The 22,129-nt window shown below is 60.4% G+C and carries 20 protein-coding genes; 14 read left to right on the forward strand and 6 right to left on the reverse strand.

The window, feature by feature from the left end:
* Nucleotides 1-12: 12 nt before the first annotated feature.
* On the reverse strand, nucleotides 13-1,314 hold the full coding sequence (locus tag ACQZ5K_RS04530; RefSeq protein WP_448739716.1) for an ABC transporter substrate-binding protein: 1,302 nt from the start codon (nucleotides 1,312-1,314) through the stop codon (nucleotides 13-15).
* A gap of 194 nt (nucleotides 1,315-1,508) precedes the next feature.
* On the opposite strand from ACQZ5K_RS04530, the gene ACQZ5K_RS04535 reads away from it, so the two are divergent.
* The 3 genes from ACQZ5K_RS04535 to ACQZ5K_RS04545 are packed head-to-tail and all read left to right on the forward strand — an operon-like array spanning nucleotide 1,509 to nucleotide 4,520.
* Nucleotides 1,509-2,708 carry an ROK family transcriptional regulator gene (locus ACQZ5K_RS04535; RefSeq protein ID WP_137004642.1) on the forward strand — a complete coding sequence of 400 codons (1,200 nt, stop codon included), beginning with the start codon at nucleotides 1,509-1,511 and terminating at the stop codon, nucleotides 2,706-2,708.
* Nucleotides 2,709-2,760: 52 nt separating this feature from the next.
* A complete protein-coding gene (locus ACQZ5K_RS04540) occupies nucleotides 2,761-3,861 on the forward strand; it encodes a Gfo/Idh/MocA family protein (protein WP_137004643.1) in 1,101 nt (366 codons plus the stop codon).
* A gap of 17 nt (nucleotides 3,862-3,878) precedes the next feature.
* Nucleotides 3,879-4,520, forward strand: a complete 642-nt coding sequence (locus tag ACQZ5K_RS04545) for a ThuA domain-containing protein (protein ID WP_003523774.1) — start codon at nucleotides 3,879-3,881, stop codon at nucleotides 4,518-4,520.
* A 45-nt stretch (nucleotides 4,521-4,565) separates the two neighbouring features.
* Here ACQZ5K_RS04545 and ACQZ5K_RS04550 read toward each other — a convergent pair whose 3' ends face one another.
* Complete coding sequence (locus ACQZ5K_RS04550; RefSeq protein WP_448739717.1) at nucleotides 4,566-5,924, reverse strand: amidase; 1,359 nt, start codon at nucleotides 5,922-5,924, stop codon at nucleotides 4,566-4,568.
* Nucleotides 5,925-6,267: 343 nt separating this feature from the next.
* On the opposite strand from ACQZ5K_RS04550, the gene ACQZ5K_RS04555 reads away from it, so the two are divergent.
* The 3 genes from ACQZ5K_RS04555 to ACQZ5K_RS04565 all read left to right on the forward strand — a co-directional run bounded on the left by ACQZ5K_RS04555 (nucleotide 6,268) and on the right by ACQZ5K_RS04565 (nucleotide 10,484).
* Nucleotides 6,268-8,586, forward strand: a complete 2,319-nt coding sequence (locus ACQZ5K_RS04555) for an EAL domain-containing protein (protein ID WP_137004645.1) — start codon at nucleotides 6,268-6,270, stop codon at nucleotides 8,584-8,586.
* Between the two features lie 30 nt (nucleotides 8,587-8,616).
* Nucleotides 8,617-9,510, forward strand: coding sequence for an amino acid ABC transporter substrate-binding protein (locus ACQZ5K_RS04560; RefSeq protein ID WP_065655521.1), 894 nt, complete (start codon nucleotides 8,617-8,619; stop codon nucleotides 9,508-9,510).
* Nucleotides 9,511-9,581: 71 nt separating this feature from the next.
* Entirely contained in the window at nucleotides 9,582-10,484 is a 903-nt protein-coding gene (locus ACQZ5K_RS04565; RefSeq protein WP_137004646.1) for an amino acid ABC transporter substrate-binding protein, read from the forward strand.
* Nucleotides 10,485-10,528: 44 nt separating this feature from the next.
* Here the strand turns inward: ACQZ5K_RS04565 and minE are convergent, their stop codons facing one another.
* From minE to minC, 3 genes are read right to left on the reverse strand one after another with little or no spacing between them, the layout of a single operon-like run.
* Nucleotides 10,529-10,789, reverse strand: coding sequence for a cell division topological specificity factor MinE (gene minE, locus ACQZ5K_RS04570; protein WP_020809474.1), 261 nt, complete (start codon nucleotides 10,787-10,789; stop codon nucleotides 10,529-10,531).
* Nucleotides 10,786-11,601 carry a septum site-determining protein MinD gene (minD, locus tag ACQZ5K_RS04575; protein ID WP_003506498.1) on the reverse strand — a complete coding sequence of 272 codons (816 nt, stop codon included), beginning with the start codon at nucleotides 11,599-11,601 and terminating at the stop codon, nucleotides 10,786-10,788. Before minD ends, minE begins: the two co-directional genes overlap by 4 nt.
* Nucleotides 11,602-11,635: 34 nt before the next feature.
* Nucleotides 11,636-12,364, reverse strand: coding sequence for a septum site-determining protein MinC (gene minC / locus ACQZ5K_RS04580; protein ID WP_175422119.1), 729 nt, complete (start codon nucleotides 12,362-12,364; stop codon nucleotides 11,636-11,638).
* A gap of 406 nt (nucleotides 12,365-12,770) precedes the next feature.
* On the opposite strand from minC, the gene ACQZ5K_RS04585 reads away from it, so the two are divergent.
* The 7 genes from ACQZ5K_RS04585 (at nucleotide 12,771) to uxuA (ending at nucleotide 19,988) form a co-directional block, all read left to right on the forward strand.
* Entirely contained in the window at nucleotides 12,771-13,457 is a 687-nt protein-coding gene (locus ACQZ5K_RS04585) for an HAD-IA family hydrolase (RefSeq protein ID WP_137004648.1), read from the forward strand.
* Nucleotides 13,458-13,847: 390 nt separating this feature from the next.
* A complete protein-coding gene (locus tag ACQZ5K_RS04590; RefSeq protein WP_065655644.1) occupies nucleotides 13,848-14,564 on the forward strand; it encodes a FadR/GntR family transcriptional regulator in 717 nt (238 codons plus the stop codon).
* A 63-nt stretch (nucleotides 14,565-14,627) separates the two neighbouring features.
* Nucleotides 14,628-15,602: a sialic acid TRAP transporter substrate-binding protein SiaP gene (locus ACQZ5K_RS04595; RefSeq protein ID WP_137004665.1), complete on the forward strand. Its 975-nt coding sequence runs from the start codon at nucleotides 14,628-14,630 to the stop codon at nucleotides 15,600-15,602.
* Nucleotides 15,603-15,662: 60 nt separating this feature from the next.
* On the forward strand, nucleotides 15,663-16,235 hold the full coding sequence (locus ACQZ5K_RS04600) for a TRAP transporter small permease (protein WP_064263022.1): 573 nt from the start codon (nucleotides 15,663-15,665) through the stop codon (nucleotides 16,233-16,235).
* A gap of 4 nt (nucleotides 16,236-16,239) precedes the next feature.
* Complete coding sequence (locus ACQZ5K_RS04605; protein ID WP_137004666.1) at nucleotides 16,240-17,646, forward strand: TRAP transporter large permease; 1,407 nt, start codon at nucleotides 16,240-16,242, stop codon at nucleotides 17,644-17,646.
* A gap of 70 nt (nucleotides 17,647-17,716) precedes the next feature.
* A complete protein-coding gene (locus ACQZ5K_RS04610) occupies nucleotides 17,717-18,763 on the forward strand; it encodes an L-idonate 5-dehydrogenase (protein WP_137004667.1) in 1,047 nt (348 codons plus the stop codon).
* A 16-nt stretch (nucleotides 18,764-18,779) separates the two neighbouring features.
* Nucleotides 18,780-19,988: a mannonate dehydratase gene (gene uxuA / locus ACQZ5K_RS04615; protein ID WP_448739718.1), complete on the forward strand. Its 1,209-nt coding sequence runs from the start codon at nucleotides 18,780-18,782 to the stop codon at nucleotides 19,986-19,988.
* A gap of 27 nt (nucleotides 19,989-20,015) precedes the next feature.
* On the opposite strand, the gene ACQZ5K_RS04620 is transcribed toward uxuA, so the two are convergent.
* Complete coding sequence (locus tag ACQZ5K_RS04620) at nucleotides 20,016-20,369, reverse strand: antibiotic resistance protein VanZ (protein WP_175422123.1); 354 nt, start codon at nucleotides 20,367-20,369, stop codon at nucleotides 20,016-20,018.
* Nucleotides 20,370-20,613: 244 nt separating this feature from the next.
* Between ACQZ5K_RS04620 and ACQZ5K_RS04625 the strand changes: the two genes are divergently transcribed.
* The gene (locus tag ACQZ5K_RS04625) at nucleotides 20,614-22,125 is read left to right on the forward strand and encodes an aldehyde dehydrogenase (NADP(+)) (RefSeq protein ID WP_448739719.1); all 1,512 of its coding nucleotides are present in this window, start codon (nucleotides 20,614-20,616) and stop codon (nucleotides 22,123-22,125) included.
* Nucleotides 22,126-22,129 lie beyond the last annotated feature (4 nt).

Consider the following 22,129-nt stretch of genomic DNA (forward strand, 5'->3'; position numbering starts at 1 on the left):
GAAACCGTCAGATCAGCGCAGTTCGAATGCGTCCTGAATCTGCTGGGCACCCTCTTCGGCAGTCATCTGGCCGGAAACGATCTCAACCGAGATATCGTTGACGACACGACCGACGGCAGCGCCGAGCGTCTGGTCGAAGAAGTTCTGGTGCCAGGTGGAAGCAGCCAGCTGCTTGGCGGAATCCGCCAGCAGCGGGTTCTTCACCGCACCGGCAGCCCTTGTGGCAACCGGCAGGATCATACCGGCGGTCGCCATTTTCTCTTCGCTTTCCTTGCTGGTCAGGAAGGTGGCGAAATCGATTGCTTCCTTCGAGGCGTTCTTGGTAAGCGCCCAGCCGTTCAGGCCGCCCAGAGTGTCGGTAGCCTTGCCTGCGCCGCCTTCGACAACTGGGAAAGCGAAGCGACCGATATTTTCAGGGGCCAACCCCTTGCCGTCGCCGGCATTCTTGCGCTGGTTGGCTTCGGTATTGTCGAAACCGAGAATAATCGCTGCCTTGCCGTCACCGAAGACGCCAAGTGCCTGCGGCCAGGTGGAGCCGAGATAACCGGGCTGGAAGGGTTCGAGCTTGCCGAACTCGGCCAGCTGTTCACCCGCCTTGATGATCGCCGGATCCATGAAACCTTCGCCTTCGCCCTTGCGGGCGGCATCGAACACGGCCTGCCCGCCATTGCGCATGACGAGATAGCTCCAGTAGAAATGGATCGGCCATTTTTCACCGCCGCCGCCCGCGATAGGCACGATGCCCGCTTCCTTGATCTTCTTGACCGTGGCGCTGAAATCGTCCCAGGTCTTGATGTCCTCGGCCTTCACACCGGCCTTGGCAAACAGCTCCTTGTTGTAAAAGAAGCTGACGAGGCTGACACGGTAAGGCACGGCCCAGACCTTACCGTCGAAAGACAGGCCGTCGATTGCGGATGCATTATAGGCCTGCCGCAGCTTGCCGCCATTGGCGTCGAAAACCTCGGTCAGATCCTTCAGCGCACCGGTCTTGGACTGCTCCTCAAGGACGCCGCCACCCCAGCTATAGAAGAAATCCGGCACGTCGTTGGATTGCAGCAGCGTCGGCAATTTCGCCTTGAAAGCCTCGTTTTCGAGGAACTGCAGCTGAATATCGACATCGGGGTGCTTGGCCTCGTATTCCTTGGCGATCTCCTCCCAGACAGCCACGGATTTCGGGTCCAATTCCACATGCATCCATTTAACGACGGTCGCCGCCGAGGCGCTGGCCGCGCCGAGCATCAGGGCTATGCTTGTCGTTGCGGCAAAGGCGATCCGCCTGCCGCTCAGGCTTGCGCCTGCGTGCCAATAGGTCATGTTCGTGATCCTCCCTGGGGTTCCTCACCATTTATTCCCCAATGCGGATTAATTCACCTCACACCCTGCCCAATGTCAAGGCGGGTTGCTGATTTTTTACCCTGATGGCTTGACACACCCCTCCCGGCAGACGTTATTTAATCCGCAATCCGATATAAATTCGTTTAGATCGAACCCGATCGCAGCAGGACCCCATGAAGACCGCAGACCCCGAATTAATGCGCGCGATCAACAGGCTGAGCGTGCTGGACAGCATCCGCCGCCATGGGCCGATCTCGCGGGTGGAAATCAGCGAAAGAACTGAGCTCTCCACCACCACCGTTTCGGCGATCACCGCCTCGCTGCTCGATGACGGGCTTATCCTCACCCGTCATATCGGCGATATCCGCACCGAAGGCGCACGCGGCAGGCCGCGCGTGATGCTGGAACTGAACCCGGATGCCGCCCGCGTGGTGGGCGCCAAGATCGCCGCAAGCCGCATGGTCTTCGTCGTCACCGATTTCTGCGGCAATGTGCTTTCGACGCTTGCTTTGCCGATCCGTGTCGACCGCCAGCCCATCGGCGTCATCGCCGATCTGGTGGAGGACGGGGTGCGGCGCTGCGTCGTCGATGCCGGGCTGTCGCTGGAAGATGTGGACATGGTCTGCCTCGGCCTGCCCGGCGTCATCGAACATCGCACCGGGAAAATTCGCAGCAGCCCGATTTTGCGGGAAGTGAACGTCAATTTCGCCGAGGAAATGACCGCACGGCTGAATTCGCCGACCATCATCGAAAGCGACGCCCACGCCATCACGCTCGCCCACCACTGGTTCGGCCATGCGCGCGATCTGGAAGACATGGTGCTGATTTCGCTCGAACAGACGCTCGGGCTTGGCGTGCTGCATCAGAACCAGCTGTTTCGCGGCGCCGGCGGTCTCAGCCACAATCTCGGCGATCTTGTCATCGGCCTTGCCAATGAGGGCACTGTGCGGCTGGCGAGTCAGGCGGGTGAAAACGCTATTCTGGGCTCACGCCCTGCGGATGGGCGCTTTGCCGAGGCGATCCGGCTCGGCCGTGGCATGCAGCATGCCCATGCATTGATCGTGGCGGAAGACCACGATCTCATCGCGGCCGCTTTGCGCGCCGGTGCGGCACTCGGCCTGACGCTTGCCAATATCGTCACCCTGTTTGCGCCGCCGCGCGTCATCATCACCGGCTCCAGCCTCGAGCTCGGAGAACCCTTCATCGCCAGCATCCGCGACAGCTACAACGCCGCCGTGCCGCCTTCGCTGGCCGGCGTCGCCGAGCTGGTTTTCGACAGTGCAAGCGACGAATTATGGGCGCAGGGGGCTGCGGCCGTCGCGCTTTACGAACTTTACGAATCGCCATGGAACACAACGGGACCGGCGCTTTAACCCACGGGTTGAGCACGGGCTTCGGCATTTCTGATTTACGGGAGGAAATCACATGAACAGGGTCGGTATCGGCATCATCGGCTGCGGCAACATCTCCAGCGCCTATCTCAAGGCCATGGCGTCGTTTCCCATTCTCGACATTCGCGGTCTTGCGGATGTGAACGAGGAGGCCGCAAAGGCCCGCGCCGATGAATTCGGCCTCCAGGCAACCAGCATCGACGCGCTTCTCTCCGATCCTTCCGTGGAGATCATCGTCAACCTGACCATTCCCAAGGCGCATGTGGAAGTTGGCCTGCGCGCGCTGGACGCGGGAAAACATGCCTATTCCGAAAAACCGCTCGGCATCAATTTCGCCGAGGGCAAGCGGCTTGCGGATGCGGCAAAGGCAAAGGGCCTTCGCATCGGCTCGGCCCCGGATACCTTCCTCGGCGGCGGGCACCAGACCGCACGCCGACTGATAGACGAAGGCGTGCTGGGCCAACCGGTTGGCGGAACCGCCACCTTCATGTGCCCCGGCCATGAGCGCTGGCACCCCAACCCGGCCTTCTATTACGAAGTCGGCGGCGGGCCGATGCTGGATATGGGACCCTATTACATCACCGATCTCGTCAACCTGTTCGGCCCGGTCGCCAGGGTGGCGGGCTTCGCCATCGCACCGCGCAATGAGCGCCTCATCACCAGCGAGCCGAAGAACGGCGAAAAAATCCCCGTCCATGTCGCCACTCATGTTTCCGGCGTGCTGGCTTTTGAGAACGGCGCTGTGGTGCAGGTGGGCATGAGTTTCGATGTGGCCGGCCACAAACATGTGCCGCTGGAACTCTATGGCACTGAAGGCACGCTGATCGTTCCCGATCCCAACCATTTCGGCGGCGAAGTGCAATTGCTGAAGAAGGGCGGCCAGTTCGAGCCGCAGGCGCTGTCATCCCCCTATGCGGACGGCAATTACCGCTCGATAGGTGTCGCGGATATGGCTCATGCAATCCGCGAAAACCGCCCGCATCGTGCCAATGGCGATCTTGCCCTGCATGTGCTGGAGGTGATGGAAGCCTTCCAGACCGCATCGGACCGCGGCGCCGCCGTTTCCATCACCACCAAGGCGGAGCGCCCTGCCCCGATTGAAACATCGCTGGTCGACGGCCAGCTCGGCAAATAATCCTGAGGAGGAAATAAATGCGCGAAGCACTCATCGTCTGGGGCGGCTGGAGCGGCCACGAACCGCAGGAATGCGCCACCATCGTAAAGGACATGCTGGAGGAAGACGGTTTCAAGGTCTATGTCGAGCACAGCACGGAGGCCTTCGCCGATCCTTCAGTGCATGATCTCAGCCTCGTCGTGCCCATCGTCACCATGTCGAAGATCGAAAAGGAAGAGATCAAGAACCTGACGGCCGCCGTGGAAAACGGCGTCGGCATTGCCGGCTTTCACGGTGGTGCGGGCGACAGTTTCCGCGAATGCGTCGAATATCAGTTCATGATCGGCGGCCAGTGGGTTGCCCATCCCGGCAATATCATCGACTACCATGTCAACATCACCCGCCCCGACGATCCGCTAATGGAGGGGATTTCCGATTTCCCCTATACGTCAGAGCAATATTACATGCATGTCGACCCCTCCAACGAGGTGCTGGCGACGACGAAGTTTACAGGCGACCACGCATGGTGGATCGACGGCGTGGTAATGCCGGTGGTCTGGAAACGCAAATACGGCAAGGGCCGCGTCTTCTATTCGGCGCTCGGCCATCAGGCCAAGGAGTTTTCCGTGCCGCAGATGAAAACCATGTTCCGCCGCGGCGCGAATTGGGCGGCGCGGTGAAGCATACGTTGAGAGGCGGCCAAACAAGGCCGCCTTTTCCTTTCATCAACCGCGAATAATCTCTTCCGCCGCCATCGCCACGCTGAGAACATGATCGTCCGTGTCGTGCAGGCCGGAAAGCAGCAGGCCGACCGGCATGCCCGCATCGCCCGTTCCGCAGGGGATCGAAACACCGCAGAGATCGAAAAAATTGCCGATCTGGGTGTTACGCAGGGTCTTCGCATTCATGGCGAAAAAGGCATCGTCACTTTCGAGAAGCGGCGCGACCTTGGCCGCGACATGCGGCAATGTCGGCGACATTAGCAGTTCTTGCCTGCCAATCATGCCGGAAAACGCCGCCGTCATGTGTTCGCGCGCCTCGATGATGGCGATATAGTCAGGCATGGAAATATTCGCGCCAAGCTTCGTTCGTGCCACCACGCGCGGGTCCATGCGGGCGGCGTCGGCACCTTCCAGCCGGGTCTTGTGCAGGGCGAAGGCCTCCGCCGTCACCAGCGCACCCTTTTCCCTGATAAGATCGAACAGTTCCGAAAAAATCGGGAATGCCTGCCGCCGCACCGAGGCGCCGGCGCGGACGAGACGTTCCACCGCTTGCTCGAAAGCGGCTGCGACGCCATCCTCGATGCCATCGAAAAAGACCGTTTCCGGCACCACCAGCGACAGGCCGGAAAGAGGCGCGCGCGTGAGATCGGCAGCCGCCTTGCCGCGCATGGCGGCATCCACCCAGACGGCATCCTGTACGGTGTGCGTGAGCGGGCCGAGCGAATCGAGGCTTTTCGCCAAGGGATAAACCCCGCGCATCGAATAACGGCCACGGCTTGCCTTATAGCCCACCACGCCGTTGAAGGCGGCGGGAATACGCACCGAGCCGCCGGTATCGGTGCCGATCGCCACCGGCACCAGACCGGCAGCGACAGTGACGCCCGCACCCGACGAAGAGCCGCCCGGCAGGCGGTGACCATCCGTAGAAGCAGGATTGCGGGGCGTACCGTAGTGCGGATTGATGCCGAGACCGGAAAACGCGAACTCGCTCATATTGGTGCGGCCGATGCAGATCATGCCCGCCTGTTTCAGCGCCGTCACCACATCCGCGTCGCGAGACGCAGGCTTATCGTTGGCAAGCACCGTCGATCCCGCCGTGGTCGCCATGCCTTCAAGGTCAAACAGGTCCTTCCAGGCCACCGGAATACCATCGAGCACACCACAGGAACGGCCCTCACCAATGCGTTTCGCCGCGGCTTCCGCCTCCGACATCGCCCGCGCCGCCCTCAACTCGACAAAAATCGCCTGATCGTCCCCGCCGCCGATCGCATCCAGCGTCTCTTCCACCAAGGCACGCGGATCGAGATGGCCGCTCTGGAGGAGAACGGAAAGCTGCGCGATGTTTTTGCCTTTATGAGCCATGATATCTTCCCTGAAAGCGGCATGTTGCGCACAACATGCCTTTTATCGGCCAGTTGGCAAGGCCAATCGCCGCGCTATCGATGACCGGCATGCCGGATCAGGAAACATGGCAGCGATCGCAGAATTTTGGAGTTTATCCTTGACGATTCATTTGCAGCCTCCGATTTTTGCAACCTGAGGTGCAGGAACGCCATCTCTTATATAAGCTACGACTATAAAAAGACGGATTAATTCTTAATCGCATCTAAACTTTGTTGAATTATTTAGCAGACAGCATTGAAATGCATGCCCTATAAAATTCCATAAAACAATTATAACGCGACATCGCGGGGGACTATCGCGAATGGAAGAGACTGCCTATCGCGGGACAGATAGACAGGTTGAACCGGGCCACACGCTTCGCTCGCCAACGCAGCCGGAAACAGGCCGGTTTTCGCGGCGGCGTTCGCTCGCCAGCAAGATAACCCTGATATTCCTCGGCGGCGTGATCTTTTCCTACAGCATCGGCGCACTCGTCGGCTGGTATATGTTCGTCGCCGCCGCCAGCGAGCAATGGCTCAACCAGGCGCGCGTTAATTCGCAGATCGCCAGCGCCACGCTTCGCAGCATCTACACCTATGTCAGCGTGACCGCCGATGCCGACGGGCAGGTCAACGGCATATTGACCGACAAACCCATCGGCGACGACGAATCCATTCTCGTCACCGGCTTCAACCCCAGCGATGTTCTCGCGCTTATCGGCGCGCAGACCAAGAATGCCGTCTGGCTTTTCCGTTATGACGAGGCGGATTCCGGATTCCGGCAGATCGCGGCGGCTTTCGACAACGCCACCGATGACGATGAAAAGCCGCTCGCCACCGATCCCATCTTTTCCCGGGATGCGGTCGCCGCGCGTTTTTCCACCGGTTTTGCGACCATCGGCGAATCCAGCCATTATATCGGCCTGCTGCCGATCATCAGCACGGAAACGAAGAAACCCATCGGCGCGGTCGCCGTCAGCATCGGCGGCTCGGACGCGCTTTATGGCGCGCAGCGCAAGCTCATTTATAATTCGCTCGCCGCGCTGATCGTGGTCTTGACCGTCACCGGCGTGCTTGTGACCGTCATCGCCCGGCATTTCCTGAAACCGGTCCCGGCGCTGGTGCAGGCAACGCTTCGGATCGCCCGCGAGGAAACGGATGTCGCCACGCCGTTTCAGGAGCGGCGGGACGAGATCGGCGACATGGCCACCGCCATCGAGACGTTGCGTGAGGCGGTTCTGGAACGCGGACGCCTGCGGCAGATTCGCGATATGGCGCAGCAGCTGGAGCATATGGCCCATCACGATGCGCTGACCGGACTTCCTAACCGCGTGCTGCTGATGAAGACGCTGGAAAACCGTCTCGAACAGCTTGCCGCGTCAGGCCAGCCGTTCAACGTCATGCTGCTCGATCTGGACCGCTTCAAGGCCGTCAATGACACACTCGGACACGCCGCCGGCGATGCCCTGCTGGTGGCGGTGGCCTCACGGATTTCCGCCGTGCTGGGTGAAAACGACATGGTGAGCCGTCTCGGCGGCGACGAATTCGCGATCATACAATCGGCAAACGGCGACTGCGAGAGCGATGCGGCGATGCTGGCCGCGCGGGTGGTCCATGCCGTCTCGCGCAGTTTCGGTCTCGAAGGCAGCGATATCAGCATCGATACCAGCATCGGCATCGCCTGCGCGCCGGGCCACGGCACATCCGCAACGCAGCTTCTGCAACATGCCGATCTCGGCCTTTACCGGGCGAAATCCATGGGCTGCGGCTATTTCGTCTTTTATGAGCCCGGCATGGACATGGCGGCGCAACACAAGCATGCGCTGGAAATAGACATGAAATCCGCGCTCGAAAACCAGGAGTTCGAGCTGCACTACCAGCCGGTTGTCAATCTGCAGAGCGGTCGCATTGTCGCTTACGAAGCGCTGGCCCGCTGGCGACACAGCAAGCTTGGCCTCATCGCACCGGACCGCTTCATCGCGCTTGCCGAAGAAAACAACTTCATCAAGCCGTTGGGCGAGTGGGTTCTGGCGCAGGCCTGCAGAGATGCGATGACATGGCCGAAGGATATCAGGCTCGCCGTCAATCTATCCGCCGTTCAGCTCAGCAATGACGACATCGTACCGATAGTGGACCGGGCGCTTGAAACATCCGGCTTCCCGGCGGAACGGCTTGAACTGGAAGTGACGGAAACGGTCATGCTGGAGCGCGGCAACAGCGCCCGAGCCCTGAAACTGCTGAAGGAAAGGGGCGTTCGCCTCGCGCTTGACGATTTCGGCACCGGTTATGCGGGGCTCAGCACGCTCACCCATGTCGCCTTCGACAAGATCAAGATCGACCGGGAATTCGTCTCCGGCCTGCCGTCCAATCCCATGTGTTCCGCCATCGTCAACACCGTCATCGACATGGCTGAACAGATCGGCCTGAAGGTCACCGCCGAGGGCGTTGAAAACAGGGAGCAGGTCGAAGCGCTCAAGCTTTCCGGCTGCGACGAAGCGCAGGGTTATTATTTTGCCGAGCCCGCGCCGCTTGCCCGCATTCTCAAGAACCGCGCCGTCATCGCGCCGATTGCGAAGGATGAATTCGGCGATCTCGGTCGTCCGACACAGGAAACCTATTGCCCGCCACAAAAAGCCATTTGAGAAACCGGCCGCCGGCCCAGAGGACATAAAATGCGTCTTTCAGTATTTTGCCTTTTCCTCACATGCCTTGCTCCCATCACGCCTCTCCAGGCTGCCGGCGAAGGCAATACGCTTCAGCAGATCGCCAAAACCGCAAAGATCCGCATCGGCTATCGCGAAGCCGAACCGCCCTTTTCCTATCAATTGCCGAATGGGGAGGTCACCGGTTTCTCGACCGATCTTTGTCGGGCGATCAGCGAAGATATTCGCAGGAAGCTGAAGCTCGACAGGATCGAACTCGAATACGTCAAGGCGACACCCGCGACCCGCTTTATTCTTGTCCGCGGCGGCCAGATCGACATTGAATGCGCGGCCACGACCAACAATAGCGAACGCCGCAAGATCGTGGATTTCTCCTATCCCAATTTCATGACCGCAACGCAGTTTCTCTCCCGCAAGCAGGACAATCTGAAAAGCCTTGCCGATCTCGCCGGGCGGTCCGTCACATCCGCCTCCGGCACGGTCAATATCGAGCAGCTCAATGCCGTTAACCGGGCAAAGAACCTCAATATCTCTGTGATGCCGACGAAAACCAATGAGGAGGCCTTCGAACTCGTGGTTTCCGGCAAGGCCTCCGCCTTTGTCATGGATGGCATATTGCTCGCAGCGCTGGCGGCGACATCAGAGAATCCGGACCTCTATGCGCTCTCTGAGGAAACGCTGAGCGCCCCCGAACCCTATGGCCTGGTTTTCCGGCGCAACGACCCCGGTTTCAAGGCGGCGGTCAATGAAAGCCTTCGGCATATTTTCACCGGGCCGGTCATTCATGGCCTTTATGAAAAGTGGTTCACCAAGCCCATTCCCCCAAACGGCATGAACCTGAACCTGCCGATGGCCGCCTCTCTGAAACAGGCATACGAACATCCGAGCGAATACCAGGACTGAGAGCGCAAGCCGTCCACCCGTATCGATTTTCATGAGAATGTTTTGACAGATTATTTGGCTGGAGATGCGCGATGCAGAGATCGACATTATGGCTTATGCTCGCTTTTTCAAGTCTTCTTCCCGCCCAGGCGGTGAGCGAGGATGCCCAACCGCCGACACTTGAAACCATTGCCAGAACCGGCACCATCAAGCTCGGTTACGCCGATCGCAATATTCCCTTTTCCTATCTCGGCACCGGGCCGGAGCCTATCGGCTACAGCATCGAGCTATGCCTGAGAGTGGCGGATTCCATCAAGAAAAAGCTCGGCCTGCCGGAACTGAAGATCGAGTTCGTCAAGCGCACGCCCAGCAACCGCATCATGCTTCTCAATGACGGCACGATGGACATGGAATGCGTGGCGAGCACGAATACTGAGGAGCGGCGCAAGGCCGTGTGGTTCTCCTACAGCCACTTCATCACCGGCACCCGTTATGTGGCGCTGAAATCGAGCGGCCTGAACACCGTCGCCGATCTCGCCGGGCGAACTGTGGTGGTGACGACGGGAACCATCAACATAACCCAACTCAACGTGCTCAATCGCAAACTGGGGCTGAACGTCGCTGTTCTGCAAAATGACAGCACCGAGGGCAGTTTCGGCATGGTGACGGAAAACCGTGCCTCGGCCTTCGTCATGGACGACATACTTCTGCGATCCTTCGTTGCCGAGACCGGCAAGCCGGAAGACTACGTCATCTCCGACGAATATCTCGCTCCGCCGCAGCCCTATGGCCTGATGCTCCGCCACGGCGATACCGGCTTCCGCGACGCCGTCAACGAAGCGCTCGGCCAGATCTATGAGAGCGGCGAAATCGATAAAATCTACGACAAATGGTTCAACGCGCCGATCCCGCCAAACGGCATCAACCTGAAGCGCCCGCTGCCCGGCGATCTGGCGGAGGCATTTCGAAAACCCGTCGATACGACAGCGGAATAAAAACGCCGCCCGGTGGCGGGCGGCGTTTTTTTTCAAGACGTATCTTACGCGGCGCGCAGATCGGCACCCAGAGGAATCTCGACATCGATCTCCAAGATGGAGACATGCTCGTCGCGATCCATCTTCACATGCACGCGATCATTGTCGATCTGCACATGTTTGGCGATGACGCCGAGAATTTCTTCCCTGAGGATGGCGACCAGATCGGAGCCGGAGGATGCCCTTTCGTGGGCGAGCAGCACCTGCAGGCGTTCGCGCGCAAGCGGTGCCGACTTCTGTTTGCGGAAAAGACTGAAGATGCTCATGCAGCCCTCCTTGCGAAGATCTTGGAGAAGATGCCACGCTTCTCGCCCGGAATGACCACCGGAATATCCTCACCGGACAAGCGGCGGGCGGCGTCGAAATAAGCCATGGCCGGCGCGCAGCGGGCATCGGCCAGCGTAACGGGCGCACCGACGTTCGAGGCCCGCAGCACATCCGTGCTTTCCGGAATGATGCCGAGCAGCGGAATGGAAAGGATTTCCAGAACGTCGTCGACCTTCAGCATATCGCCACGCTCGGCGCGGGAAGCGTCGTAACGTGTCAGAAGCAGATGCTTCTCCATGCGCTCGCCGCGTTCCGCCTTCAGCGTCTTGGAATCCAGCAGACCGATGATGCGGTCGCTGTCGCGCACCGAGGAAACTTCCGGATTGGTGACGACGACGGCCACATCCGCATGGCGCATGGCCAGCGTCGCGCCGCGTTCGATGCCGGCGGGGCTGTCGCAGATCACCCAGTCGAAATGTTTCTTCAGCTCGTTGATGACCCATTCGACACCTTCCGGCGTCAGATTGTCCTTGTCGCGCGTCTGCGAGGCAGGCAGCAGGAACAGCGTCTCGAGGCGCTTGTCGCGGATCAGCGCCTGCGTCAGCTTGGCATCGCCCTGGATGACGTTGACGAGATCGTAAACCACGCGGCGTTCAGCACCCATGACGAGATCGAGGTTGCGCAGGCCGACATCGAAATCGACGACCACGACCTTCTCCTTGTTCTGCGCCAGTGCGGCGCCAAGCGCTGCGGTCGAGGTGGTCTTTCCCACCCCGCCCTTGCCGGAAGTTACAACGACTACCTTCCCCATATGGCTCTCCTGTTCCTGTGTTGTTTCTCTGTTATCAGCCAAGCTTTGCGGCCTTGATCGTATCGTTTTCCAGCCAGAGCTGAACGGCCTGGCCGCGCAGCTTGTCGTCAATGTCCTCGGCCACCTTGTAGACGCCGTCGATGGCCAGAAGCTCCGCTTCGAGCTTGCGGCAGAAGATGCGCGCCGAAACATTGCCAAGCGAACCGGCCATGGCGCGACCGCGCAGGGCGCCGTAAATATGCACCGAACCGCCGGCGATGATTTCCGCCCCCGAGGCGACCGAACCGATGACGGTCACGTCACCCTCGGGAAACATGATCGACTGGCCGGAGCGAACCGGCTCGTTGATGACCAGCGACGGCACGACGGCCCTGACCTCACCGGCAGCGCGCGGCTTTTCCTCCGGCAACTCGGCAGCGATGGCGACCGGCTCAACCTCGACATCGGAAGCGGGCTTTCCGCCCTTCAGCGACGGCGGCATGCCCGGCTCGATCATCGAGGGGCGAACGCCCTCGATACCCATGATGCCGACATTGCGCTCCGTCAGCGCCGCCAGCAGCTCCTTCAGCCCCGCCTTGTCAAGCGACAGCTCAGACACATCCAGAACCACCGGACGCGACAGGAAGAAGCCCGCCGAACGGGCGGCAAGATCATCGAGCCTTTCCAGCCATTGATCGACCGGAGATTCGGGAGACAGGACGACTGCGAGGAAGGAGCGGCCTTTGATACGGATCGAACGCTGGTCTGTTAGCACTTTGGTCATCTTGGTAAACAAATCGTTGACAATTAGGTACCTCGAATATGGTTAACAAATGGTTAACGCCGCCCCTGAAGCGGCGGATTCGTTAAGAAAATTCCGCCCCGAAAAACCTCATGCGAAACATTCAAAATCCATCATTACCTTTTGATTTAACGCGTTTCCGGCACTTGTGAAAACTCACGATAGCAGCTCATCCTTGCTGCAACCTGACGCTCAGCATCGCGGGATGGGCACGCCTTCTCCCCTACCCCAACCCGGCGAGTCGCGGAACACGCGAACGTCCGATTCCGGGACAATATCCACCTTCGGCCAGATGACCGCATTATGCCTTCAAGGTGGAAAAGCGATTCCGTTATCTCCGCCGATGCTGTAGAGACAGGCGTCCCGACAGCTTCAACGGAAGAATGAGATGCACAGCAAAGTCCCGCCGCAGAACCAGATATTTTCGCAAGATTATGCGGCCTTCCTATTCGACATGGATGGAACATTGCTCAACTCGATTGCGGTGGTGGAGCGGGTCTGGCGCGAATGGGCCGTGGACAACGGCATAGAGCCGAACGCTTTCCTGCAGCGCATCCACGGCATGCGCGCGTCGGAAGTGGTGCGCCGCGAGGCCGTTCCCGGTCTGGATGTCGCGGAACAGGCGGCGATGCTGCTGCGGAAGGAAATGGACGATGTCGACGGCATCCTCCAGATTCCCGAGGCTGCGGCATTTCTCGAAAAATTGCCGACCGGCAAATGGGCCATCGTCACCTCCGCTGCCCGCGCGCTCGCCGAGCGCCGGCTGGCGGCCGCAGGCCTCACCCCGCCTGCGGTGATGATCTGCGCCGAGGACGTGGTGAACGGCAAGCCTGATCCGGAAGGATATAAAAAGGCGGCGGAAAAGCTCGGCGTCGCGCCTGAAAACTGCGTCGTCTTCGAGGACGCCCCCGCCGGCATTCAGGCCGGGGAAAGCATGGGCGCAACCGTGGTCGTCATCAACGCCACCCACTCCCATCTCATCGAAACGCCGCATCTTTCCATAGGCGGATATGGTGAGCTGGATGTCGTCATCGGCGAGAATGGCGCTCTGAGGCTCGCAGGTGGCAGGGGCTGAAAAACCGATCTTTCTATCGGCTAACAAGCCATCCCACCCGACGTCATGCTCGGGCCTGTCCCGAGGATCTAACCACCTATCGTAAAACTGACCGGTAGCAGATGCTCGGGACAAGCCCGAGCATGACGGAGGCAAGGTTTACGAACTTTACCATCCTCTTATGCACAAAGACTCGGGCTGGCTGAATGCCCACTCCAAGCCGGAATGGCGGAAGTGGTAAAAGCCCCGAAATAAGCCAACGCCCGACCTGCTGAACCGCCACAAACTCCTCCCACCCACTTTTCCACCAGCGGCCAATTGACAGCACCGCATAAATGCGCCCTAATAAAATTGGTAAGACCATCTTACCGCTTGCGCGATTGGGGGAGACTTTCGCGCTGGGAGGATATCATGTTTGTGGCTCTGGAGCCGCGCCGCCTTTACCGGCTGGTTGCGGAACAAATTCGTTTGCTCATCGAAAGCGGGGAACTGACCGAAGGCCAGCGCCTGCCGGCGGAACGGGACCTTGCCGAACGCTTCGGCGTATCGCGCCCGACGGTTCGCGAAGCGCTGATCGTTCTGGAAGTGGAAGGCCATATCCATATCCGCATGGGTTCGGGCGTTTATGTCAGCGCAGCCGGCAAGCAGGCCAAGGAAAAGCCGCCGGTGCCGGATGCGCATGGGCCATTCGAAATCCTGCAGGCGCGCTGCATCATCGAAAGCGCGATTGCGGAGGAAGCGGCAAGGCTTGCCACGCCGGAATGCATAGCCAAGCTCGATGATATCATCGAACGCATGGCCGGCGCGCTCGACAACTCACCACAGGCGCTCAATTTCGACCGGGCCTTCCACACCGCGATTGCCGACATCATCGGCAATTCGGCGCTGAACCGCTTTACCGGCCTGATCTATGACGAGCGCAGCCTGTCGCCCTTTTTCGAAAAGCTCGCCAGCTATTTCGAGGGGCCGCATACATGGAACCTTGCCGTTCAGGAGCACCGCGCAATCCGCGACGCCATTGCCGCCAACGACCCGGAAGGTGCGCGTGAGGCGATGCGGCAGCATCTGACGCTGTCGCAAAAGAGATTTTCCGAGAGTTTCGGGGAGGAAACGATCGGGGAGGAGTGACCGTCGCCGCAACCGGCAACGGAAAAAACAGCACATCTGGCTTTAATTCGGGAGGAGTTAAGAATGAAAAACAGATTGTCCACTTTGATGGGCGCAACAGCCGCCATCCTGCTTTCCGCGCTCGCGGCGCAGGCGCAGACCACGCTGAAATGGGCGCATGTCTACGAGACCTCCGAACCTTTCCATACGGATTCGGTCTGGGCCGCGGAAGAAATCGCTAAGCGCACCGACGGCCGTTACAAGGTGGATGTTTTCCCCGCCTCGCAGCTCGGCAAGGAAGCCGATATCAACCAGGGCCTGAAAATCGGCACCGTCGATATCATCATTTCCGGCTCCAGCTTTGCCGCGCGTGACTTCAAGCCGATCGGCGTCACCTATTTCCCTTACATCTTCCGCGATCCGAGCCATCTGATCGCCTATACCAAGAGCGATATCTTCAAGCGTCTCGCCAAGGGTTACGAAGACAAGACCGGCAATCACATCTCCGCCGTCAGCTATTACGGCACGCGTCACACCACGTCGAACAAGCCGATTGCCGCCTGCGCCGACATGGCGGGCCTGAAGATGCGCGTTCCTGACGTTCCGGCCTATCTGGCCATGCCGCGCGCCTGCGGCGCCAACACGACCCCGATTGCCTTTGCGGAAGTCTATCTGGCGCTCCAGAACGGCACGGTCGACGCCCAGGAAAACCCGCTGACCACCATAGAGGCGAAGAAGTTCTTCGAAGTGCAGAAGAACATCGTCCTGACCGGCCACATCGTCGACCACCTCAACACGGTGATTTCGAAGAACCTGTGGTCGCAGCTCTCCGATGAAGACAAGAAAATCTTCACCGAAGTCATGCAGCAGGCCGCCGAGCGCACCACCAAGACCATCGAAGGCCGCGAAAAGAGCCTCGTCGAAGACTTCAAGAAGCGCGGCCTCACCGTCGCCGAGGTCGACAAGGCCGACTTCGAGAAGAACGTCCTCGAAAAAGTGAAGTTCGAGGACTTCGGTTACGACAAGGCCGACTGGGAAGCCATTCGCGCCGTCAAGTGAGCCAAGATCCGGTGCGGCCCCGTTGCCGCACCGTCCTTTCTCTCCAGACGGGATATCTCAATGTCGCAGGAAATCCATACTCAGGTCACGCCTGAGGAACTCGCCCATACGTTCGACGAGGCGCCGCCGGAGGTCGATCTCAAGGTCTATTCATTCGAAGACTGGGTCACGCTCGGCCTCTTCTGGCTGATGACAGGCTGCGTGTTCCTTCAGTTCTTCACCCGTTACGTGCTCAACGACAGCTATGCCTGGACGGAAGAAATCGCCGTCAACTGCCTGATCGGCGTGGTGTTTTTAGGTTCGGTCATGTGCGTGCGCATGTCGCGCCACATCCAGGTGGATGTGCTTTATCACTATGTGCCGCCGCAGGTGGCCCGCGCCATGTCGATCCTTGTCGATGTGCTGCGCATCCTGTTCTTCGCCTACACCTCATGGCTGATGTGGCGATATATGGAAATCGTCGCGGATGAGGAGATGGTCACCGTGGCGCTGCCGCGTAACATCGTTTTCTACACGGTTCTGGCCGCTTTCGTTCTGATGTTCTTCCGCTCGGTGCAGGTCTTCATCGCCAATATGCAGCGCGGCTACTCCGTTCTGGAACGGCCCGAAGAATTCCAGAGCGCGGGAGATTGATCACATGCTGCTTCTTATCGGCTCCTTTCTTCTGCTGATGCTGATCGGCCTGCCCGTCGCCATTTCCATGGCCTCGGCCTCGCTGCTCTATATCGTCTTCTACAATGTCGCGCCTGATATCATCGCCGCGCAGCGCCTGATTGCGGGCGTGGAAAGCTTCCCGCTTCTGGCCGTTCCCTTCTTCATCCTTGCCGGCAACCTGATGAACACGGCGGGGGTTACGGGACGCATCTATTCCTTCGCCGTCGCGCTCGTCGGCTGGATGAAGGGCGGCCTTGCACAGGTCAACATCATCGGCTCGGTGATCTTTTCCGGCATGTCCGGCACCGCGCTTGCCGATGCGGCCGGTATCGGCACCATCGAAATCAAGGCCATGAAGGATCACGGTTATCCGGTCGAAGCGGCCGTCGGCGTCACCGCCGCTTCCGCAACGCTCGGCCCGATCTTCCCGCCGTCGCTGCCCTTCGTCATCTACGGCATGATGGCGAATGTCTCCATCGGCGCACTGTTCATGGCCGGCATCGTTCCGGGCGTTGTCATGACGCTTCTGATGATGATCACGGTTGCGGTCTTCGCCTATATCAAGGGCTGGGGCTCCGATACGCCGTTCAGCCTCAGAACCATCTTCGGCGCATCGATTGAAGTCTTCGTGGTGATGATGGTGCCGCTCGGCATCTATATCCTCACGGCATTCGGCCTGTCGCTCAACCTGTCGATCCTGATCGTGCTGGTCATCCTGCTCGCCTGCGACTGGTATTTCGACTTCTCCGCCGTGATGGCGCTGATGACGCCGGTGATCCTGATCGGCGGCATGACCATGGGCTGGTTCACACCCACTGAAGCCGCCGTTGCCGCCGTTCTGTGGTCACTATTCCTCGGGCTTGTCCGTTACAGGACGATGACCTTCAAAACGCTGGCGAAATCGACCTTCGATACGATTGAGACGACCGCTTCGGTTCTCTTCATCGTCGCAGCGGCATCGGTCTTCGCATGGCTGCTGACGGTGAGCCAGGCGGCGCAGCTTCTGTCGGCGGCCATCCTGACGATCACGGACAGCAAGTGGATTTTCCTTGTGCTGGTCAATCTCCTGATGCTGTTCGTCGGCTGCTTCCTCGATACGATTGCGGCCATCACCATTCTCGTGCCGATCCTTCTGCCGCTGGTGCTGCAGTTCCATATCGATCCGGTACATTTCGGTCTCATCATCACGCTCAACTTGATGATAGGGCTGTTGCATCCGCCGCTCGGCATGGTGCTGTTCGTGCTCTCGCGCGTGGCAAAACTCTCCGTCGAACGCACGACGATGGCCATCTTGCCCTGGCTGGTGCCGTTGTTCGTGGCGCTGCTGCTGATCACCTTCGTTCCGGCCATCACGCTGTGGCTGCCGACCGAAATGGGCCTGATCCGCTAACGCCAACATCATCGCCCGCGCGGTTTCCCGCGCGGGCTTCTTCATCCCATACACATATGAGGGCATCGTCATGCAGACACGCGTGGCACGTCTATACGGCCAGAAGGACATTCGCGTCGAAACGCAGGACCTTCCCGCACCGGGGCCCGGCGAAGTGCTGCTCGCCATGGCGGCGGGCGGCATCTGCGGCTCCGATCTGCATTATTATCAGGATGGCGGCTTCGGCCCGGTCCGGGTGCGCGAGCCGATCATCTGCGGACATGAGGCATCCGGCCATGTGCAGGCGCTGGGAGAGGGTGTCAGCGGGCTTGCCATCGGCCAGCTTGTCGCCGTCAATCCGTCTCAGCCCTGCGGCCATTGCCATTTCTGCCTGAAGGGCCAGCCGATCCATTGCCTCGAAATGCGCTTCATGGGCAGCGCCATGCGCCTGCCCCATGAACAGGGCATGTTCCGCGACCGGCTGGTGGTTCCCGCCAAACAATGCGCGAGATTTTCAGAGGATACCTCACCGGCTGAAGCCGCCTGCACCGAGCCGCTCGCAGTGTGCCTGCATGCCGTGGCCCAGGCCGGCGACCTGAAAGGGGCAAACGTACTCGTGACGGGCGCAGGCCCCATCGGTCTATTGACCATCGCCGCCGCCCGCCACGCCGGAGCAAGCATCATCGTTGCCACCGACCTTACCGATGCCGCACTTGAACGCGCCCCCGCCATGGGTGCCGACCGCACCATCAATGTCGCGAAAGACGCCGAGGCGCTCATCCCCTATCAGGACAACAAGGGTTATTTTGACGTCATTTTCGATTGCTCCGCAGCCGGTCCAGCACTTCGCGCCGCCTTTGCTTGCGTGCGCCCGCGCGGCACCATCGTGCAGGTGGGCGTCACCGGCGACATCACCATTCCGCTCAACGCGCTGGTGGGCAAGGAAATCCTCTGGCGCGGCTCACAGCGTTTCCACGACGAATTTGCCATTGCCGCCGGGCTGATCTCCAGCCGCAGGATCGATGTGCGGCCGATCATTTCCCACAGCTTCCCGCTTGGCGAGGCGAAAGCCGCATTCGAACAGGCCGGAGACCGCTCTGCCGCCTGCAAGGTGCAGCTGACATTTTCCGCAGACTGATATTTGAGGATTTAAGATGAGACATACATGGCGCTGGTTCGGCCCGGTCGACAAGGTCACGGTTCAGGATGCGGCTCAGGCGGGCGCGGAAGGCATCGTCAGCGCGCTGCATCAGATCGCCACCGGCGATGTCTGGCCGGAGGACGAAATCGCTAAACGGCATGAAGCCATCAAGGCCGGCGGACTTTACTGGGATGTAGTGGAAAGCGTGCCCGTCTCCGAAGATATCAAGACCCAGACCGGTGACTGGAAAACCCATATAACCAACTGGCAGGAAACGCTGCGCCGCCTCTCCGCCTCCGGCATCCGCACCGTCTGCTATAATTTCATGCCGGTGCTGGACTGGACCCGCACGGACCTGCGCTGGGAAACCAGACACGGCGCAAAGGCGATGCGTTTCGATCTCACCGATTTCGCCGCCTTCGACATTCACATCCTGAAACGCCCCGGGGCGAAGGCCGATTATCCGGACTGGCTGGCGGAGGAAGCGGCAAAACGCTTCGCCGACATGCCGGATACAAAAATCGCCGCCCTCGGGCGTAATATCGGCGCGGGTCTGCCCGGTTCGGCGGATGGTTATACGCTTGCCCAGCTTCTGGAAAAACTGCGGTCCTATCACGGCATCGACCGCGAAAGGCTGCAACAGAACCTCATCAACTTTCTCTCGGAGGTAACGCCGGTTGCCGAAGAGGTGGGTATCAACATCTGCGCCCATGGCGACGATCCGCCATGGCCGCTGCTCGGCCTGCCGCGTATTCTCTCCACCGAAGCCGACTACGCTCATATGCTCTCGCAGGTCGATAGCCGCGCCAGTGGCGTGACGCTCTGCACCGGTTCGCTGGGCGCGCGGGCGGACAATGACCTGCCCTTCATCGCCAGCCGTTTTGCCGATCGCATCCATTTCGTACATCTGCGCAATGTGACGCGCGACACGGACACCGTGCCCTGCTCCTTCTTCGAGGACGAGCATCTGGAAGGCGGAACCGACATGGTCGCCGTCATCGCCGCACTCCTCACCGAAGAGGCGCGCCGCCGTGCGGAGGGCCGTGAAGACCACGCCATTCCGATGCGGCCCGATCACGGTCAGGAAATCCTCGACGACCTGACGCGCGGCGCACAACCCGGTTATCCCGCCATCGGCCGGCTGAAGGGATTGGCTGAGCTGCGTGGCATCGAACGCACGTTATCGCACAGCCGTTTCGGCCTGGCGGGTGGGACACGCTGAACAATGTTCCCGGCTGCGGGCGTTCCGTCAGCCTGCAGCCAGCCGCGTCCTGAACAGCAGGTAGGAAAAGGCCGTAAGCCCGCCGGCGACGACGCCGGCGGCTTTTACGGCGGCGTCCATCAGATGCGGATGGCGGGTGGGCGACAGGAATTGCAGCGCCTCGATGCCGAAAGCCGCCGCAATGCCTGCCACGATGATCGCCAGCCAGTAACGCGGATAGGCGAGCACGAAGGCGGCCGAGCAGAAGGCGAAGGCCGCGGCGCGGTCCAGGCCCACCGTCGTCAGCGTGTGCGGACGAAAGCCGATAGGGCAAACTGTAACGATCACGATCAGCAGAAAAACCGACCAGGCGACATATTTCGGGAGTCTATTTGTCATCATGGCGTCACAATAGAGCGCCGTGCGCGTAAACGGAAGCGGGTCTTTTTCACGCCTCGCCCAATTAATCACACTTTTCGGTCAGATAGTTGAAAAACCGGCTTTCGCTCAGGCCCCACACGGGCTAAGGCAGAAGGCAACCGGGCGAGGATCGCGGCTGATGGCGTTTTCGCTGTCGCCTTTCGGTGCAACGTCACGGTGTCGGGTGGATTTTCCACACAGGATCAGATTTTCAGGGAAGAGCACAATGAGTTTCAAGCCGCACGGCAAACATCTGGTTGCAGGAGAATGGGTCGCAACGGAAGCTAAATTCCGCAGCGAGCCTGCACATGGCGAAGCTTTCGATTTTTCGGTCGGCACCGTCGATCTGGTGAATGCGGCCTGTGAAGCTGCCGAAGAAGCCTTCTGGAGCTACGGTTACACCACCCGCGAAGAGCGCGCCGCATTCCTCGACACCATCGCCGACGAGATCGAAGCCCGCGCCGACGCCATCACCGAAATCGGCTCGTCCGAAACCGGCCTGCCCGCAGGACGCCTGCAGGGCGAACGCGGCCGCACCGTTGGCCAGCTGCGTCTTTTCGCCTCGCATATCCGCAAGGGCGACTATCTCGACCGCCGCCATGACGAAGCGCTGCCAGATCGCCAGCCGCTGCCGCGCCCGGATATCCGCCTGATGCAGCGTCCGATCGGCCCTGTTGCCGTTTTCGGTGCATCGAACTTCCCGCTCGCCTTCTCGACGGCCGGTGGTGATACCGCTGCCGCTCTGGCAGCCGGCTGCCCGGTCGTCGTCAAGGGCCATTCCGCCCATCCCGGCACCGGCGAAATCGTTGCCGAAGCCGTTCTCGCCGCCGTCAAGAAGCACAATCTGCATCCCGGCGTCTTCTCGCTGATCCAGGGCGGCCGCCGCGATGTCGGTTCCGCGCTCGTGCAGCATCCGCGCATCAAGGCAGTTGGTTTCACCGGTTCGCTCGCCGGCGGCCGCGCGCTGTTCGATCTCTGCGCCCAGCGCCCCGAGCCGATCCCCTTCTTCGGCGAACTGGGGTCCGTGAACCCGATGTTCCTGCTGCCGGAAGCGGTTGCCAACCGCGGCGAAGCCATTGCCAAGGGCTGGGCCGGTTCGCTCACCATGGGTGCTGGCCAGTTCTGCACCAACCCCGGCATCGCCGTCATTCTCGCCTCGCAGGCGGATGCCGTTGCTGAAACCGCCCGTGCAGCCCTTTCCGAAGTCGGCCCGCAGGTCATGCTGACCGACGGCATCGCTGCCGCCTATCGCGACGGCCGCGACCGCATCGCCGCCGGCAATGGCGTACGTGACGTGCTGACCACCACCTGCAACCTGCGCAACGCCACGCCTTACCTCTACCGCGTTTCCGGCAAGGACTGGGTTGCCAACCACGCGCTTGCCGAAGAGGTCTTCGGACCCCTCGGCCTGATCGTAACGGTTGATAGCACCGAGGAAATGCTGGAAGTTGCCAAGAGCTTCGAAGGCCAGCTGACGGCAACCATGCATCTCGATGCCGGCGACGCCGAACTTGGTCGCAAGCTGCTGCCGATCCTCGAGCGCAAGGCCGGCCGCGTTCTCGCCAACGGTTTCCCAACCGGCGTGGAAGTCTCCGAAGCCATGGTGCATGGCGGCCCTTACCCGGCATCGACGAACTTCGGCGCAACCTCTGTTGGCACCATGTCGATCCGCCGCTTCATGCGCCCGGTTTCCTACCAGAACATCCCTTCGGATGTTCTGCCTGACGATATCCGCTAAAACT

The sequence above is a fragment of the Agrobacterium sp. 22-226-1 genome (assembly GCF_053522345.1).